15 protein-coding genes are annotated in these 18,457 nt (G+C 42.0%); 3 read left to right on the top strand and 12 right to left on the bottom strand.

The features are described from left to right. The first annotated feature begins 29 nt into the window (after window positions 1-29). Both CDC33_RS12885 and CDC33_RS12880 read left to right on the top strand, forming a co-directional pair. Complete coding sequence (locus CDC33_RS12885; protein WP_109008803.1) at window positions 30-656, top strand: Uma2 family endonuclease; 627 nt, start codon at window positions 30-32, stop codon at window positions 654-656. A 433-nt stretch (window positions 657-1,089) separates the two neighbouring features. Continuing rightward, window positions 1,090-3,681: a chloride channel protein gene (locus CDC33_RS12880; protein WP_109008802.1), complete on the top strand. Its 2,592-nt coding sequence runs from the start codon at window positions 1,090-1,092 to the stop codon at window positions 3,679-3,681. Here CDC33_RS12880 and cofG read toward each other — a convergent pair whose 3' ends face one another. Together cofG and crtW are read right to left on the bottom strand one after the other, a co-directional pair. Further along, on the bottom strand, window positions 3,682-4,692 hold the full coding sequence (gene cofG / locus CDC33_RS12875) for a 7,8-didemethyl-8-hydroxy-5-deazariboflavin synthase subunit CofG (protein ID WP_109008801.1): 1,011 nt from the start codon (window positions 4,690-4,692) through the stop codon (window positions 3,682-3,684). 86 nt (window positions 4,693-4,778) lie between these two features. Further along, complete coding sequence (gene crtW, locus CDC33_RS12870; protein WP_109008800.1) at window positions 4,779-5,540, bottom strand: beta-carotene ketolase CrtW; 762 nt, start codon at window positions 5,538-5,540, stop codon at window positions 4,779-4,781. 891 nt (window positions 5,541-6,431) lie between these two features. Here crtW and CDC33_RS41225 point away from each other — a divergent pair. Continuing rightward, window positions 6,432-6,560 (top strand): hypothetical protein, encoded by a 129-nt coding sequence (locus CDC33_RS41225; protein ID WP_280524410.1) that lies wholly within the window; start codon window positions 6,432-6,434, stop codon window positions 6,558-6,560. A gap of 22 nt (window positions 6,561-6,582) precedes the next feature. Here the strand turns inward: CDC33_RS41225 and CDC33_RS12860 are convergent, their stop codons facing one another. From CDC33_RS12860 to cax (CDC33_RS12815), 10 genes are all read right to left on the bottom strand, one after another. Then, window positions 6,583-7,032: an SRPBCC family protein gene (locus CDC33_RS12860; protein WP_109008799.1), complete on the bottom strand. Its 450-nt coding sequence runs from the start codon at window positions 7,030-7,032 to the stop codon at window positions 6,583-6,585. 19 nt (window positions 7,033-7,051) lie between these two features. After that, entirely contained in the window at window positions 7,052-7,240 is a 189-nt protein-coding gene (locus CDC33_RS12855) for a CPXCG motif-containing cysteine-rich protein (protein ID WP_012411100.1), read from the bottom strand. 187 nt (window positions 7,241-7,427) lie between these two features. Continuing rightward, window positions 7,428-9,083: a B12-binding domain-containing radical SAM protein gene (locus CDC33_RS12850; protein WP_109008798.1), complete on the bottom strand. Its 1,656-nt coding sequence runs from the start codon at window positions 9,081-9,083 to the stop codon at window positions 7,428-7,430. A gap of 232 nt (window positions 9,084-9,315) precedes the next feature. Continuing rightward, complete coding sequence (locus CDC33_RS12845; protein ID WP_244919222.1) at window positions 9,316-9,693, bottom strand: SDR family NAD(P)-dependent oxidoreductase; 378 nt, start codon at window positions 9,691-9,693, stop codon at window positions 9,316-9,318. Window positions 9,694-9,718: 25 nt separating this feature from the next. Beyond that, entirely contained in the window at window positions 9,719-9,880 is a 162-nt protein-coding gene (locus tag CDC33_RS38670) for a hypothetical protein (RefSeq protein WP_181373992.1), read from the bottom strand. 112 nt (window positions 9,881-9,992) lie between these two features. Then, window positions 9,993-11,864: an ABC1 kinase family protein gene (locus tag CDC33_RS12840; protein WP_109008797.1), complete on the bottom strand. Its 1,872-nt coding sequence runs from the start codon at window positions 11,862-11,864 to the stop codon at window positions 9,993-9,995. A 356-nt stretch (window positions 11,865-12,220) separates the two neighbouring features. Beyond that, window positions 12,221-15,058: a cation-translocating P-type ATPase gene (locus tag CDC33_RS12835; RefSeq protein WP_109008796.1), complete on the bottom strand. Its 2,838-nt coding sequence runs from the start codon at window positions 15,056-15,058 to the stop codon at window positions 12,221-12,223. A 281-nt stretch (window positions 15,059-15,339) separates the two neighbouring features. Then, window positions 15,340-15,771: a hypothetical protein gene (locus CDC33_RS12825; protein ID WP_109008794.1), complete on the bottom strand. Its 432-nt coding sequence runs from the start codon at window positions 15,769-15,771 to the stop codon at window positions 15,340-15,342. Between the two features lie 87 nt (window positions 15,772-15,858). Continuing rightward, window positions 15,859-17,040, bottom strand: a complete 1,182-nt coding sequence (gene cax / locus CDC33_RS12820) for a calcium/proton exchanger (protein WP_109008793.1) — start codon at window positions 17,038-17,040, stop codon at window positions 15,859-15,861. Window positions 17,041-17,141: 101 nt separating this feature from the next. Then, window positions 17,142-18,323 (bottom strand): calcium/proton exchanger, encoded by a 1,182-nt coding sequence (gene cax, locus CDC33_RS12815; RefSeq protein WP_244919221.1) that lies wholly within the window; start codon window positions 18,321-18,323, stop codon window positions 17,142-17,144. Window positions 18,324-18,457: the final 134 nt, after the last annotated feature.

The following is an 18,457-nucleotide window of genomic DNA, read 5'->3' as shown; positions in this document are numbered from 1 at the left end:
TGAAGGCATTGATTGGGCTAAGTTGACCTATGACTATTGCGATCAACCAACCAATACAACAGAAGCCACTCAGCTTTGATGAGTTTCTCGCCTGTTATAGTGGCGATAAGCGTTATGAACTGATCGATGGAGAGGTGTTTGACTTGGAACCAACAGGTCTCCATGAACAGGTTGCAGCCTTCATTACCACAAAGATTTGTGTCCAAATCGACGGAGCAGGCTTACCTTGGTTTGTCCTTCAGCGAGGACTATTGCGCCCTTCTAACACTGGTATGACAGCATTTCGACCTGATGTTGCAGTTGTCGATCCAGATGAACTTATCAAAGAACCGCTTTGGTCTGACCAATCAATCCTAACACTGGGCAGTTCGATTAAATTTGTGGCGGAAGTTGTTAGTAGCAACTGGCAAAATGATTATGCCCGTAAGGTTGAAGACTACGCGGTTTTAGGCATTCCCGAATATTGGATTGCAGACTACGCAGCTAATGGTGGTACTCGACACATTGGCAAGCCCAAACAACCCACCCTCTCTATCTGTACGCTAATGAATGGGGAGTATGAAATTCAGCAGTTTCGAGGCAATCAGACCATCGTCTCTCTAACTTTCCCAGATTTAAAACTAACGGCTGAACAGGTGTTGAGGGCTGGTAGATAAAATCGCTATCATTCGACTACTCAAATACAGCAGAAAGTTAAGAAGCACTGGTGCTGAGTTTAAGTTTACTTGCTGCCGCTAATTTGAACCGTTGACAAAGTTGAGCTAATATGAATGCAACGTGCGTTTTGCCCTACTGAGGCTTACGTCGCGCCGCTTCTCTGATGATTGAGCGATCGCTGCATAATGTTATAACTAACAGTCTCTTGAACGCACCTAATACCGCGAAAAGTCATGTTTTTCGCCAAGGCTAAATACTCGCTCTACTACGTCAGAGCCTTCCCCATCAATCACCTACTGCACATATCTATCTTTAGGTACAGAAAAATTTCATTTTGATTTCATTTTTTTATGGAACACTATGGATAGGGTGAACGGTAAGACATTTCAGACATTTATATACCTTCATTGATGACAAGTGATTGCTAAAAATATGTTAGCCAGGGGTAAAATTCTCTGGTTGAGGCTTTCCCGTCAGTTGGTTCAACCCAGGCGCTTGGCTTTCGTGGAAGCTTGCCTGATTGGTCTAGTTTCTGGGCTAGCAGCAGTTCTGTTAGGACAGGCAGTGGATTGGGCAGGCGCATTGCGAGTGCGTATTTCTTACCTTTGGCCTGCCTACTTGGTGCTACCAGGCATTGGACTGATAGGAGGAATTTTAGCTGGTTGGCTAGTCGAGCGCTTTGCACCTGAAGCATCAGGTAGTGGAATGTCTGAAGTCAAAGCCGTATTGGCTCGCGTACCAATGCCGTTAAATCTGCGGATTGCTTTGGTCAAGCTGGTGAGCGCTACACTAGTGCTGGGTTCTGGAATGCCTTTAGGAAGGGAAGGGCCAACTGTCCAAATTGGGGCAGCCTTGGCAAATCAACTTAGTAACTGGGCACCGACTTCACCAGAGCATCGTCGCCAACTGATCGCCGCCGGAGCTGGAGCTGGGTTAGCAGCAGCTTTTAATGCACCGATCGCAGGTGTGCTTTTTGTAGTGGAAGAATTACTCCAAGATGTGTCAGGTATCACTCTTGGTACTGCGATTTTGGCTTCTTTCATCGCTTCAGTCATCTCTCGGCTCTATGGTAGCCACAATCTGGATCTAAATCATCTAAATTTAGGTCTTCCCGATACAACTTTCTTCGCTCAAGAAATCCCTTTCTACTTGATTTTAGGAGTGCTGGCGGGACTTCTAGGCATTCTGTTTAATAAGGGTATTCTTGCCAGTTTAGCAATTAACCGCCGCGTACTACGCCTAAGTTTACCTTGGCGAATTGGACTTGCTGGGTTAGTCAGTGGTGTTGCGATCGCTTTATTACCTGCTACCTTTCGGGATCATGCTGGACTGAGAGAAATTTTGCTTGGGGGTAATACTAATTGGTCATTTGCTGCGATCGCTCTTTTAGTTCAGTTTATCCTAATTATTTTTACTTACGGCTCTGGAGCGCCAGGGGGTTTGCTAGTTCCCACCTTGGCCTTGGGAGCTGCCCTTGGTTACTTAGTGGGTGCTGTCGAACACAGTTTACTGGGAATGAGTGCTGCAACAGTCTATGCTCATGTGGGCATGGCTGCCTTTTTTAGCGCCGTCTCCAAAGTACCAATTACAGCAGTCGTCATTGTATTTGAGATGACAACAGATTTCAATCTAGTGCTACCGCTAATGATTGCGTCTGTGGTTGCCTATTTAGTAGCAGAAAAAATTGACCATCGATCGCTCTACGACCTTTTACTAGAGTGGAAAGGGATTCACATCACCAAAGAGCCAAGCACAGAGGGGCTTCTAGCACAACTGAGTGCTGTAGATGTGATGCAACGGCGTGTGGAAACCCTCTCTAGCCAAATGAGTACTGATGAAGCAGTACAGGCATTTTCCCACTCTCACCATCGCAACTTCCCGGTTTTAGAGAATGGTAAAGTTGTTGGTATTGTCACTCAGAAAGATTTAGTTAATATTGCTTCGCAAGAGTTAGGTAAAGATACAACTATTAGCCAGATTATGACACCAGAGCCAGTGACAGTAACTCCCACAGCTACACTAGCTCATGTACTGCATATACTCAATCGTTATCGTCTAAGCTGTTTACCTGTTACAGAAAATCGGAAGTTAATCGGAATTATTACTCGTAGTGATATTATTCGTGTAGAAGCAGAGCGACTCAGTGGTAATAGCCAACAAATAGAACCGAAATCAGCACCTTCTTATGTAGTTTACCAAACTCGCGCTCCGGCTACAGGCAAAGGACGTTTGCTAGTACCACTTTCACATCCACAGACAGCCGAGACTTTATTGGAAATGGCAGTTGCGATCGCCAAAGATCGCAATTACGAAATAGAATGCCTACAAGTGATTATTGTTCCGTCTGGCCGCATCCCATCGGAAACACCAGTGCAAATCAGCAAAAGTCTTCAACTTTTGCAACGAGCAATACTTTTAGGAGAGAAATGGCGGATTCCCGTTCACACCCAAATCCGAGTTACCCATAATGTTGCTGGGGCAATTTTGGAGACTGTCAAAGATCGACATATTGACTTGGTGCTGATGGGTTGGAAAGGTAGTACATCAACTCCTGGTAGAGTTTTTAGCCGAGTGGTGGATACCATAATTCGACAGGCTCCTTGTGATGTTATTTTGGCTAAATTAGATCATAAAAGAGCTTTTGACCGTTGGTTGTTGCCAATGGCAGGCGGCCCTAACTCCAGCCAAGCAATTAAGTTATTACCTGCTCTGGCTTCTCTAAGCACTTCGCCCCAAATCAAGCTATGTCAGGTTTTTCAGCCTACTAACTCCATTCCTGACACAACATTACTAGATAAATCTGTTCACTTTCTGCAACGCCGAGTTAGTGGTAAAGTTATGGCAACTCCAGTTCGTGCCAATTCTGTTTCTGATGCTGTCTTGAAGTGTGCAGAACTTGACAATAGTGATGTGATTGTTCTGGGAGCTAGCCGTGAAAGTCTACTACAACAAGCGATTCAAGGAAATATCGCCGAGAATATTTCTCGCAAGAGCAATTGCACAGTTATCATGGTCAAAACTTAATTACGAATTGCGAAAATCTCTACTTTGCTGTTCTGACAACAGAGAAACTGGTGTTATTTTTCGCCAGCGTTTCACTGCTGTTTGTAATTCCCCCGACAACCAGGTATCAAATTGCGGATACACTGGCGATCGCGCCACCAATTCCCACCCAGCAGGTTGTAAAATTTCTCTTAATGCTTGTTCTTGAACATGAGGATAATCGGGATTCACTTCATCTTTTGGGCCAATTCCACCTAAATCTCGCGCACCAGCTTCGATACAAGCGAGTAACCAGCAGTTATCTTTAACTAAATTGGGCGGAATTTGAATAGTAATATCTGGCGGTAAAATCTGACGCGCTTTCGCAATTACTTCTGGTAATTTATGGGGATCAAAAGGTGGTGCATCAAAAGTTTGCTGATGTCCAGGACTATGAGGTTGTAGGATGACTTCTTGAATGTGATGATAACGTTGATGCAATTTAGAAATAGCTTCCAAAGTTTCCCACCAATCATTTACAGTTTCTCCAATTCCCAACAGTAACCCAGTTGTAAAAGGAATCTGCAACTCTCCCGCCCATTGTAATTGTTGTAGCCGTACCTCTGGTAATTTACTCGGTGCGTGCCGATGTACAGTATTTAACAATGCTGGTGTTAACTGTTCCAACATCAGCCCCATTGAAACATTTACACGCTTAAGCTTTTGCATTTCCTCAAAACTTAATGGTCCCGCATTGGTATGTGGTAAAAACCCCATTGAAAGTGCTAATTCACACAAATCATAAATACGCCCAAACCACGCCTGACGCCTTGACGAATGAGGATGCACTTCACCGCTAAGGATGAGGATTTCACAGATATTTTGGCTTTGAAGTGGCTTTAAAATACTTTCTACATCTGAAATACTCATCCAGGGACTTTTACCCGGTTCACTGCGAAAGTTGCAGTAACTACAACGATTAAAGCACTCGTAAGTAGGAACGATTGTATAAGCAGGGCTATAGGTGACAAGACGACAATTATTAATTGGCATAAGTAGGATAATCTAAAAGAATGCTTTACTCAAACTATATAGATTATCGTGTAATTCTTATTGCTATTATATTAGATAGACAATAACTATTTTGCTTTGTAAATTTCTGGTAACTGCCACCAACAAACATTGGGATATTGGTGATGTTCTTCGTGGTAGCCGAAATGATAGCATGTAATAAATGACCACCAAATTGGACGGCTAATCGTTTGGGCACAATGAGGCTGTACATAACCTCCTATTGGTTCACTATGAGGTAAAAAAGTGCCGAAATAGAATAATTGTAATGAACTTAAAAGCGAGGGTAACACCCAAAAGTAAGTTAGATTATCAGTTGGTATATGGAGTATGTATTTAGCAAAGTTATAAATAATAGTCAAAGCAATTATTTGTCCCCAACTCCAGTAACCTTTCATAAAATGAAAATACCAAGCAAAGAAATTTTGGTGTTTACCATTATGAAAATCTGGGTCTATTTTAGTTGCGGGATTATGGTGATGTAACCAATGTTTTTTCAGGAGTTTTTGATATGGTAAAAGAGCATAAAGGGATAAGGTCAATGTTCCAATAAAATGATTAATCTTGGGATTCTGGGGAAATACTACACCATGCATGGCATCATGAGATGTAATAAATAATCCCGTATATAAAAATGTCTGCCATAGGATAACAGGCAATAATATCCAAAATTTCAGCTTGGAGATGTCAAGTGAAAGTAATATACTCAGGCTAATAACCCATGCGCTAACAATGACAATAGCAATGAAAAGCCCTTTGAACTGAGATTTACTTTTCACTACTGGAGTCCGTTTTGTTTGATGACTGGGTGGTTGTTCTAACTGGATCACGCTTTTACTCCGCCTCGCATTCAGATGAAAATTTCAAAAATAAAATATAGTCATGACAAAAAAGACTAACCGAGAAAATCTGTTAGTGGTCAATTTTTTGCACTGGACAATGCCACTGCTAAAAAATATATAGAAATATTAAGATACTTTAACTAGTATTACACAAGCCACTGCTATTCTAAAAACTGTTTTCAGTTAAAAGGTTGGTTCAGTAGTGCTGAGTACTGAGTGCTGAGTGCTGAGTATAACCCCATAGTTAAAACTAGGGGATTGAAAACAAGGACGTATTTTTTCTTGCACTACGTGTCTCAAAAAAAATATTTTTATTTTTTTCATAAATAAATTGTAAGGATTCAGACCCTATATGCTGAGTGCAATTAATTTTACTTTTTACTCAGCACTCGTTACTCGGCACTCAGCACTGTTTTGGTGATATGAGTGGAGACTTCTGTATTGTCTCCTTCCCCTAAAACCATTACCCTTTTCCCCAAGAGTGCAAAAAGCACTTTTGCAAGAGGTCTATTGTATGCAGTTTCAGTTTTATCACTAAGAGTAATTGCCATTATTAAGTTAATTTAAGAAGTTCATTACATTCTTCATATTACTTAACTTAGCAATTTGACGCTATCTGTCTCTAGTTTCAAAGTAGAAGCAACTCTAAAGAATGAGATTTTAAGGAGTTGAGCAAAGATTTATCTAACAAAAGTTCAATAATAGCTTCTATTAGTCTGTAAACCAGAGGTATTTTTACTAAACAACTGCTAACGAGAACTTGTAATTTCACTAAAAAACTATTTTGGAAATGAGAAAAAATCTAACAAAAGTTAGAAGGTTTGTAGAGTGTTATTAACTAGACAAATCAACAGTAAATAGGTTTTTCAAACTTAAAGTATGACTCCTACGGTACTGATTACAGGTGCGATGCTTGGTTGGGAGAATTTATCGCAAGCTTTGTATCGGTTGTTCCCTGGTTTAATAAAGTGGGTTTCGCGGCAAGGGTTGAAGAATCAGGATAATTAATTTTTGCTAGCAGTAGATTCTGTTATTGCGACTCACATTCTCGTTTCGTTACATAGTGGCGATAGCGAAACATAGCTTCTAGTTGCACTTGTACTAACCAACCACTGACAAATTCAACTGTTCCTCCGCCAGGCATAGAGAAGGAAATAGCATCAGTCAGCCTAGTTTTGCCAGCTTCTGGTTCAAATTCATGTCGATGTACCCAAGATTCAAAGGGGCCAGATATCTGTTCATCGGTAAACAGGCGATATTTTTCACATTCAGTATGACGCGCTAACCAAGTTAAGGGTAATGGGCCGAGAAACAGGCGAAATTCTGTGATAGCGCCTACGTTCAGTCCCCCCTCACGACGAACCACTTGGACTGGCTGCCAAGGTGGATTCAGCAGTCGCAAAATATCTGCCCTTTCGTGAAATTTCCAAACTACTTCTGGTGGGGCATTAATTACTGAGGAATGTTTAAAGTGCAGCATGGAAAGAAAAACCTAAAATTCAACTTTCGGATTCTGTATCAATCTCGATATCTAGGGTATCTTCATCAACCCGCACATACAAAATATTTGGATTACAGCAAACTTGACAATCTTCAACGTAGGATTGCTGTCCTCCAGCACTCAAGTCAATAAAAGTTAAGTTCGGTTCGCCGCAATAGGCGCAGTAATACTCGGCTGTGTTTTGCATCAAGTTTTCAGCTAGGAATTCAATGGTATTGGGCATTGGGCATTGGGCATTGGGCATGGGAAAGAGGACTTGGGGACTCTTGAGAATTGGGGACAAGGGGAAACACTTGTTGCAAGTTCTGATTTAAGTCGCCTTGTCCCCTTGTCTCCCCTGCCCCTGCTCCCTCATCTCCCCACTCCCCTACTCTTTAGTCCCTAGCCCCCAGTACTGGCTGTAATTCCTTTGGGGATGGGTTGATATAACTCTGAGCTTCAGCCAAATGCTTTAGTAGTGTAGACTGTGGCAGAGGCCCTTGCAAGTGGCTCCAGGGTAATACTTGTTCTGTTGACCATTCGGCGTGGACGTAGAAATCTAAATCGGGGATTTGTCCTTTGAGTTGTTTAAAAGCACGTTTGTAGCTACCCAAGGAGTCGCCAAAGTCACGAGTCAGTTGCAGGAGTTGGGACACTCTGCGATCGCCTCTCGATAACAAAGCCTGTATAATCGACCAATTATAGCTTTCTGGGCGAAACTCTATCCCCTGTGGTTTTAGCTGTTTTTGCAAAAACTGCAACCGCTTTTCGGCTTGGCGATTCACCCCAAACCATTGAAACGGTGTGTGTGCTTTGGGTACAAAGGTGCTGCATCCGTATGTTAACCGCAATCCTGGCGCAGCTTTTTTGATATTACGCATCATCACCACGGTTTGTTCTAAATCTTCTACTTCTTCACCGGGAATTCCTGCCATTCCGTAGAGTTTCAAGCTTTTTAATCCGCCAGCTTTAGCATTTACCGCCGCTTGGATAATTTCGTCGTTATGCAGCTTTTTGTTGATGATTTGCCGGATTTTCTCCGAACCACTTTCTACAGCAATGGTAAGCGATCGCGTGTCTCGTTTCGTCAAAGTTTCTGCTAACTGCACTGTTACGGTATTGGTTCGCACTGAAGCAATACTGAGACGGACATCATGATACTTTGGTTGACTAATATAATCTAGCAAAGTCCCAAATTCTGGATGCTGAGTTACAGAAGCCCCCAATAATCCTAACCGATTTGTGACTTCTAAACCTCTTTCAATGGCTGGAATTAACGAACTTTCAAGACTGGCTGTTCTAAAAGGCAGTGTGAGATAACTCGCCAAACAAAAGCGGCACATTTCTGGACAACTTCTTACCACTTCCACCATGTAAATATTTTCCCATGCGGCTTTTTCGGTGACTACAGTTGATGCCGATAGCGTGTTTCCTCTGTAAGTTTGCTTTTGCACCACTGCGGGAATTTCGGGAGAAATTGGTTTAATTGACTTTACTGCACCATCTATGCTGTGATATTCGACTTCATACAAACTGGGTACATAAATTCCTGGTATTTGTGCAAGTCTTTTGAGTTGAGTTTGTCTAGAAGCATTTCTCACTTCTTTGTACGCCTCAATGAAATTTCCCAAGAGGTTTTCGCCATCCCCCAGTAAAATTACATCAAAAAAATCTGCAAAAGGTTCGGGATTCGCTGTAAGAACGGGCCCACCACCAAAAATTATCGGATGAGAATCATCACGAGAAGTTGCTAGAATCGGAATTTCTAAAGATTCCAGCAAATTTAAAATATTTACATAATCCAGTTCCCAGGAAATCGAAAATCCTACAATTTCCGGGGTTCTGGGGAGTTGTTCGTGAGTATCTGTAAACAGGCGACTCACCTGCACATCATCACGCATTGCTAAGGTTGCCCAAACTACCTGATAGCCGAGGCTAGTGATGCCTACGCTGTACTCATTGGGAAAGGCGAAGATGATGGGGATAGCTTTGGCATCTGGGTTAGCGGGGGTGAAAAGGAGGTGTTCAGAGGTAAATACAGATGATGTCACAAATGTTGTTAGGTGTGTTTAAATAATGGAGTCTCATAGAATTCGCGCCTACACAGGCAAAAACCACTTTTCCTTCTCTTTTCTACGAGATGGGACGCGAACGTGGGTTTTATTTTAGTCCACGCAGGCTGACAAGAGTTTGTCTAGCCGAGATTTATAGTCATCAGGGCTTCTTTATCTATATTTAATTTTAAGCCATAAAATTATCAAGTTAAAAAACAATGTCACACTATTAGCAAGAATAATTGGCTTTTAAGTTCCAAGCATCCAAGAATAAATCATCAGTTGATTCTACGAAAGACCCAGCACGGGCTGAACCTGCATTGTTAATCAAAATATCAATTTGATTAAATTGGGCTAATGTTGTAGAGACAACTTTTTCAACATCTTCTGCTTTAGTCAGATCGGCGCTGATGGCAATAACTTTAGCGCCTAGCGTGGGTAAGGATTGGATGTCAGCCACAGCTTGATCTAAGCGTTCTTGATTGCGGGCTGCGATCGCAACACTCACGCCCTCACTATAAAGTGCTTTGGCAGTAGCTAATCCAATTCCCGCACTTCCTCCGGTAACGATCGCTGTTTTACCTGATAATTTTAGTTCTAAACTCATACAACCTTACGCTCAAAAATGTAATTTACTTGCGAACCAATAATATTGCCGATTGAGAACCTGTATTATGGATATCCAAGATGGCTTGATTTTCCCCAGAAGTGCAGCCCAGAAGTATTTTGATTTCTGTATCCCGTTTTTCTAAGTCAACACTACAAATGACGGCGGTGACTTTTTTACTAGACAAACTACCTATCCAGACATCTATTCCGCACTTCGCTTTGTAGCACACCAGTACTACAGTTTTGGGGCTAATAGTCCTTGAATAGCGATCGCTAAAAGTCTAGTAGATAGCAGTTTCAAGTTGTAATTTCATCATTTATAAGTCGGTTCATATTTTTTTGCAACAGTTGTTTGACAATATATTGGCCAGTTTCATGAGTAACTGGTATCATCAAAATTTGGGCAACTGTCCGCGCTAGTTGTATAAAGTCAAATCCTGGCAATTTTTGCAATAGTATCCAAATACGTTTGAGGTATTCTAGCGTCTCTAAATCAATAACTACTAAATTTTGGTGATGATAATTCAGATGCATCCCAAAAATAACTGGTGTTTTAGATAGCAAGGTTTCGCCAAAAGCATCTAAGATTTTGAGTAGCTCATCCGCTAGACGGATGCGAACAAACTTCCCTTGATCTGATAATAAATAACTAACACCCTGTTCTAATGTTCTACTAAAGTTAAAATCTTTAGTATTACTAAAGTTAATTAATACTGTTTCTAGACGATTCCACCGAAAATTACCATTTTTAAAGAGTAGATTCTTAAAAGTCGGTTGTAATTGTGGGGCTGGATCAGTTAAAAGGCGTTTGAGAACGTAAGGATATGCAGAAACTAAAACTTTAAAGTCCGGGTCTATGGTGATTGCAATTCCCTCTAATGCTACCAACGAACGAATAATTAGTGCATAGTACGCTGGTACTTGAAAGGAATATTGGTACATCAATTCTGAAAGCTGTTGAATAATTACCTGAAAGTTTAATTGAGCAACGCTAGATGTAAGGGCATCATTAAACAGCTTTGTCAATGCAGCACTAATGGGAGTTATGTCTGCATCAGGAGGTAAAAACTCCAATTCTATATAGTCTTCTACCAGTGCTGAAAAATCTCGATTGACAATGTGAACGACAGCATTAATTAAAGCATACCTTTGATGAGGCTTAATTTCGCTCATCATACCAAAGTCTAAATAAGCTAGTTTGCCATTTTCCATTGCCAGCAAATTACCTGGATGAGGATCGGCATGAAAAAAACCATGTTCTAGCAATTGCCTGAGAGTACACTGTACTCCAACTTCAATTATTGAACGAGCATCAATTCCCTGAGACTGTATTTCGGCTGGGTGAGTTAACTTGGTTCCTTTTATCCATTCCATCGTCAAAACGCGACGATTAGTATATTGCCAGTAGATTTTAGGCACATAAATATCAGTCAACTGACCATAAAGATTAGCAAAGTGTTCTGCGTTTTTTCCTTCTTGAATGTAATCCATCTCTTCAAACAGATGGGTAGCAAACTCATCTAAAATGGCAACTAAATTAGTACGAATTTCTTGATATCGCTTTTGTAAGATAGTAGCCAGAATCCGCAATATATATATATCTAGAGCAATTGTTTCTGCAAGATCAGGTCTTTGAACTTTAACAGCAACTATCTCTCCTGTGTGTAATCGGCCTTGATAAACTTGCCCTAGAGAACCGGCGGCGATTGGTTCAACAGATAATTCTGCATAAATTTGGTCTGGAGTTTTCCCTAATTCTTCTTGAATAAATTTGTATGCTAGTTCGTTAGAAAAAGCAGGCAATTGATCTTGAAGTTTAGCAAGTTCATCTATATAGACTGAAGGCAGTATATCAGGGCGAGTTGATAGTGCTTGACCAACCTTTATGTAGGTGGAGCCAAGGCGAGTGAAAATTTCTCGCAGTTGAATGGCTTGACGCTGCTGCTTTTGTGCAGACTGTCCTGTTTTGCGGTTCCACCACCATTTAACAGTAAAGTCAAGTATGGGAAGTACAACTTGCAGCAACCGCTTGAAGACTTGCATTTTACGATCGCGGTAATTTTGAGCGATCGCTTCTGGGTCATAGCGGAGAGGTTTTTCTAATGGAATGGTGACTTTACTCATTTTTTCAGTAGTTATGCCCAAACTTCTAGCCAAACAATCTGTCATCTCAAGCGATTTGCAAACCGATTTCAACCCTATCGACTACGACTATTCCTAAATCAAAAGCCATCCTAAACGTTAAAGCGATCGGTAAGGAAACAATGGCATTAATAACACCGCCAGAAATATCTTCGCGTAAGTTTCGGAAATGAATTCTATTTTTAGTCTACTTTTTATTTACAGTAATATCTATTGCTCAAATAATTACTACTTAATAACACTCATCTCTGAAAAATTACGAATTATTTATTGCCTAATTGGGCGTAATTTTCTGTCTGAAAAACAGGATATAGGGAAAGAGATTTGGATTCCCTTGTTTGCCCAATTCGGCATGAATTTCTGTATCTACAAATAGTCCTCTACTACTGAGTGTTTCTACGCCAACGAATAAACAACTTCTCTAGTTCAATCCACACAAAGGTAAGTGCGCTAAAACCAATACAAATCATTAATTCCATGAAGGTGAGGTAGTGGGTGCTGAAGAAGTTCCGTAATGGTTCAACGTAAATCAATAGCAGTTGCAGTATTGATGTCAATATTACCGATGCCAGAATAAAGGGATTAGAGAAGGGATTAATCTCCATAAACAGACGAGTGTTGGAGCGAATTGCTAGAGCGTGTCCCATCTGTGACAAACACAGAGTAGTAAAGACCATTGTTTTCCAACGGTCTGGATCAAGAGTACCACCCGCCGTATTTGCTTGGGTGTATCCATAAGCCCAGGACATCATAGCGATAGTAATGATCGCTAAAACAATTCCAATCCGAATCATGTATGATCCTAAGCCACGGGCAAAAATATTCTCCTTGGGATTTTTGGGAGGTTGTTGCATCACAATTGGTCTACCCGGTTCCACAGCTAGTGCTAGAGCGGGAACTCCATCTGTAACAAGGTTCATCCAAAGGATTTGTAGTGGTGATAGGGGTACGCCACCTAAACCCATCAGAGGTGCAGCAGCAATTGTGAGTACTTCTCCAATATTACTGCCGAGAATATAGCGGATAAAGCGGCGGATGTTGATGTAAACGACACGTCCTTCTTCTGCTGCTGCCACAATAGTAGAAAAGTTGTCATCTAATAGCACCATGTCGCTGGCTTCTTTACTGACATCAGTGCCAGTAATACCCATTGCTACACCAATATCTGCTTGCTTCAGAGCCGGAGCATCATTAACGCCATCGCCAGTCATAGCCACAACATGACCCCGATGTTGGAGTGCTTGCACAATCTTCAGCTTGTGTTCTGGAGAGACGCGAGCGTAGACACTAACGCGGTCTACATGTTGTTCTAGTTCTGCCATGCTAAGTTTTTCGAGTTCTCGCCCGGTGAGGACTTCATCTTTAGGACTGGCAATACCTAAATCTTCAGCGATCGCTTTTGCTGTTAGTTGGTGGTCGCCTGTAATCATTATCGGACGAATTCCTGCCGTGCGACAGCGAGCAACTGCATCCCGTACTTCCGGGCGAGGAGCATCCAACATTCCCACCAATCCTAGCCATGTGAGAGCGTTTTCGGAAATATCTTCAGAACCTTCTGGTGGTAGTTCAGTTAATAGTTTGTTAGCAAAGCCGAGAACCCTTAGCCCCCGCATTGCCATCTTGTTATTTTGCTCTAGAATACGGCTTCGTTGTTCTGCTGTTAGTGGCTTGACATCGTTACCGACTTGAATGTGAGTGCATCGTTCTAATGTCAATTCGGGAGAGCCTTTAGTAAACATCAGATGGGGAGTTGTGTGCAAATGGAAGGCGCTGATACCTGCACCAGATCCTTCTGCTTCTACCATAACGCTCATCCGTTTGCGTTCTGAGGAGAAGGGAAACTCTGCCACTCGTGCAAAGCGATTATCTTGCTCGTCTTTGCGGAAAGAACCTTTACCTGCCAATGACAACAATGCACCTTCTGTGGGGTCGCCCAAAATTGACCACTCGCCATTTTCTTTTTGTAAGATGGCATCATTACAGAGTACGCAAGCTAGTAATAAGGCTTGTAGTTCTGGGTGAGCTTGGGAAAGATGGGTTTTATCTTGCCATTGAAATTCACCATTAGGAGTATAGCCATCTCCGGTAACGTGGGCTGTATTGCTGGCTATGCAAACAGCTTGTACTACCATTTTGTTTTGAGTCAAAGTTCCAGTCTTATCAGAACAAATGACGGTGACGGAACCGAGGGTTTCTACCGCCGGCAATTTGCGAATCAGTGCATTTCGCTTCACCATGCGCTGTGTTCCTAATGCCAGCGTGACTGTAATTACAGCAGGTAAGCCTTCTGGTACTACCGCTACCGCCATACTCAAAGAAACTTTGACTAGTTCTTCAAACAAACTGGGATTGAAGAGAGTACCACCAACAATTACAATCACCACTAGCACTAATGCACCTGTGACTAGGACATTGCCTAGTTGGGTCATGCGTTTTTGAAGTGGGGTAGGTTCCGATTCAACTGATTGTAAAGCACTGGCGATTTTTCCTAATTCTGTCTGCATTCCGGTGCTTGTAACTAGCACCGTTGCTCGACCTTGCACTACCTCTGTACCTGAAAAAACTAGATTGATGCGATCGCCTAATGGTGCATCTTCTGGTAATTGTACTTCGGCTTGCTTGTTAACTGCGTGAGCTTCTCCTGTTAAGGCAGATTCTCGTACTTGTAAGTTCACCGCCTCCAACAATCGCCCATCAGCAGGAACCTTAACACCGGCTTCCAGTAGCATGACATCTCCGGGCACTAATTCTTTAGACTCCACCTCTAGGGTTTTGCCATCTCGAATTACCCGTACTTTAGAAGATGCCAAGTTTTTCAAAGCTGCTAAAGCTTTTTCTGCACCACTTTCCTGTATATAGCCCAATACGCCATTCAAAATCACTACTACAAAGATGGCGACGGCATCTTTAGGAAAGACGAATGTTCCTTGAGTTAATGCTTCCCGCACATCTAGAACAGCAGAGATAATTGCCACAGCAATTAACATCAACAACATGATGTTTTTGAATTGATCCCAGAGGATTTCTCCGGGGGAGCGGGTTCCACCTTCTGTTAGCTCATTTGAGCCATAACGGCTGAGATATTCTGTAACTTTTGAGGTTGTTAAACCAAATGTGCGATCGCTTCCTAATCGCCTGAGAGCTTTAACAACTTCTAAGGTATGCCATGCAGACGTTTCAGCTGGTTGAGTGAACCCAGAGTCTGACGTAGTAGAAGTCATAGATATTCTCTTTCAGATAAAAAACTTGAACTCACATAGCACTATAATTGAATGCTATGAATCCGCTTATTGCCACTATTAAATAGTACAATCTTTGTTGAGTCAATAAGACAATGTAAAGATAAATAAATATAAAAATGAAGGCAGAAGGCAGGAGGGAAACCAAGAGTTGTCCATAATTCTTCTTGGTTTTAATCAACATTCCGCCTACAAAGAGGGAGGTTTTAAACTCAATAGCAGACATGAAGGATTTACCTAGAACTGGCATAAATTTTTACTTTTCAAACATCCTCATAGGATTTTGGCTGAAGCTTCGGTTTACTGAGATTCTGATTGGTGGTTTCCCCAAACGTAAAACGTTCCCATTCACCGTAGAAAGTTTCAGTTCGGAAACGAATTTGACTAGCAGCTAGATCCAATCCTTTGGTGGTGGCACAAGTACCAAAAATATGCATAAATGTAGGAACAGCCGCTATACCTCCTGGAGTAAAGCCGGCAACAGCTGCTCCGGCTGCTGCAAACATGATGCATTGTCCAAAAGCTTTCCAAGTTTCCTCATTAACATTATCAGACCGTTCAATACTCACAAAAGCTTTGAGAGTTGTTTTTCTGGTTTCAAGTACTGGCGTTAGTAAAAAGCCATTACTATCCATCACAACTCTAAATTCTGGCAAACCGTCTATACTCCCCAATTCAAAATCTCTAGTAGTCATTTTTGTTGTCAGTTGTCAGTTGTCATTAGTCATTAGTCAAGAGTTAAAACTTTGCCCGTTCTCCCCTGCCTCCTGCCCCCTGCCTCCTTAAGTCGGGTCATAAAAGAACAAGACACTAATAACGCCAAAGAAAATCAGCATTTGCAGTCCATTTAACCAATTACATCGCCCATCCTGAGAAATTTGAGTCATGATTAGAACACTACCGATAAGCGCAGCAATTTGTGGAGGCGAGAAGAGAAAATCAACGGGTTTACCCACCACAGAAGAGGCAATAATTAGCGTCGGAATCACTAACAATGCAACTTGAGAAGCAGCATTCATGCCAATCTCAAAACTCAGATCCAATTTATTTTTATAAGCAACCAGAACAGCACTCATAATCGCGCCCACATTGCCAATAATGCCAATTACGATCGCCCCCACAAACATCTCAGTCCATCCCAGTCCAGTAGTAACAGAATCTACGCAATCAGCAACAAAATTAGATAAAAAAGCCATCAAGACGCTAGAAGCGGCAAGTACGCCAATAGAAAGGGGGACATCCCAAGACATTTCTACATCTTCTTCTGGCACAAAAACTTCCGCGAGATTTTTGGCTTGTGGTGCTGACTCGGAATGCACAAAAGCTCCCACGAGATTCTTCGCTTGCAGTGCTGGTTCCGAATATCTAAATCTAGCCAGGGTATAGATTATGCTCCCGCCATAAGCCATGAGCAAAAATACAGATAACCAAACAGAGACATTCTTGATTACATCAGCAGCACTTACATTTTCACTAGAAAAATCAACTGCATGAGCATAAACTGACGGCATAAGAATTGCCACCGCCGCAATCATTAATCCTGCGGCTGCATCTTTGGCTCTATCTAAGGGAAATGTCACCGTACCAAAGCGATAGCCACCAACCATAATGGCTGCACCAACAGCAACCAACATATTGCTGATAATTGCACCTGTCCAGGCAGCTTTTGCTAGCGGCCCTAACCCTTTAGCCACGGCAATTAAACCAAAAATTAGTTCAGGTAAGTTACTGAAGGCAGCATTCATCATCCCACCCCATGTGCAACCAACCTTGTCTGCTAATTGCTCTGTGGCATTGCCAAGCCAGTAGGCAACAACAACCATCCCCAGGCAGGAAGTAAAGAACAGGAATATCTCATTCCGAAGTCCTGGCAGGTATGCTATGACTAAACTTATTGGCAGAAAAATTGCTAACCAGTTAATACTAGGTTGGCTTAATACTTGCTTAACTTCTTGAAGCTGCATAATTTCAACGCTCAAGCAATAACATTGTTAAAAATTGCTCTGAAAGTTTCTACAACGTTGAATCATTGTCTAGATTGATTCAGATTGTGATTTTGAATTACTTATCCTGCTACGATAGGATGTAGGAAAAATGCTGTGGCTAGCATTAGGTAAGTCATCAAGAGCATGATTCCTTCTAACCAATTGGAATAACTGTTGGGTCTGACTGAGTTAGTCATGACAACGGCAATGCCCACTCCTAGAACTGTAAAGTTATCAAAGTCTAGGTTCATTGGTTTGCCAATTATGAAGCCAGTAAAAACCAAGATAGGTGTGACGAACATTGCAATCTGTAAGCTGGAACCAATCGCCACTGAAGATGCAAGATTGACTTTGTTCTTAGCGCCACAGATACCACAAGTGATGATTTCTACGGCTGCACCAAAGATGGGAAGCAGAATTACTCCGGTGAATAAGCCACTCATCCCAGTAGTAGCGATCGCCTCTGATAAACTATCTACCAGTGCTTCAGAGACAAACACCAAAACAATTGTTGTGGCTAAAAGCAAGCTAATATGCAGCTTTAACCCATATTTCTCCCCTCTAGCTTCACTACCGTAACTCTCTGGTTCGGCATCCTCATCTAGTCCATAAAGATGGCTGTGAGTCTTCATAGAGAACAACAGCATGAGGATGTAACTAGTTAAAAGCAGTGCTGATGCGATGTAGGAAAAGGCGTTAGTTGTCTGGAGGTGTAGCGCCAACGAAGTCACTTCAATGGCGGTGGGTGCTAGTAAAAAGACAATCACCAAATTAAGCAAAGAGGCATTGACACGACCAACTGCGCTCAGGTGGTCTGGGTTAATGCGGGAGTTTTGTTGATTAATCTGCAACCCTCCAAAAAACAGGGCGACACCTAAACCTAAGAGCAGATTGGCAATCATCGAACCCATCAAACTGGCTTTGACTACATCTATCAGTCCAGCTTTGAGAGCAACAATAGAGACAATCATCTCAGTAGCGTTGCCAAAAGTAGCATTGAGCAAACCACCTATAGCAGGGCCAAGGCGAGAGGCGATCGCTTCTGTAAAGTTAGCTGTCCATGCTGCTAGAGGAATAATCGCCAAACCTGCTGTCATAAAGACAATTTTGGGATTTACATTCAGGTGGTGCAAAATCAGGCAGATGGGAACAAAAACCAGCATCCGTAAGAGTAATGCATCCTTACGGGACATTGAGCTAGGTTGCCTGGTTTTTTTGGTTGTTGGTAAGCGCGATAATCTGCCGGGCTTTGTAACTGACATTGTTCAGCCTCCAAGACCTTGTTATTTGTCGAGATGGTATAGAAATTTGGTGGTTACTGCGCTAGTGAGCGATCGCAATTGGGAGCAATCTATTGATTTGATGACATTAGTTTTAGTCTTCCGGGCTTCTCTCT

This window comes from Nostoc commune NIES-4072, assembly GCF_003113895.1.
Taxonomy (GTDB): Bacteria; Cyanobacteriota; Cyanobacteriia; order Cyanobacteriales; family Nostocaceae; genus Nostoc; species Nostoc commune.
This window is presented reverse-complemented; position numbering and strand designations above follow the sequence as displayed.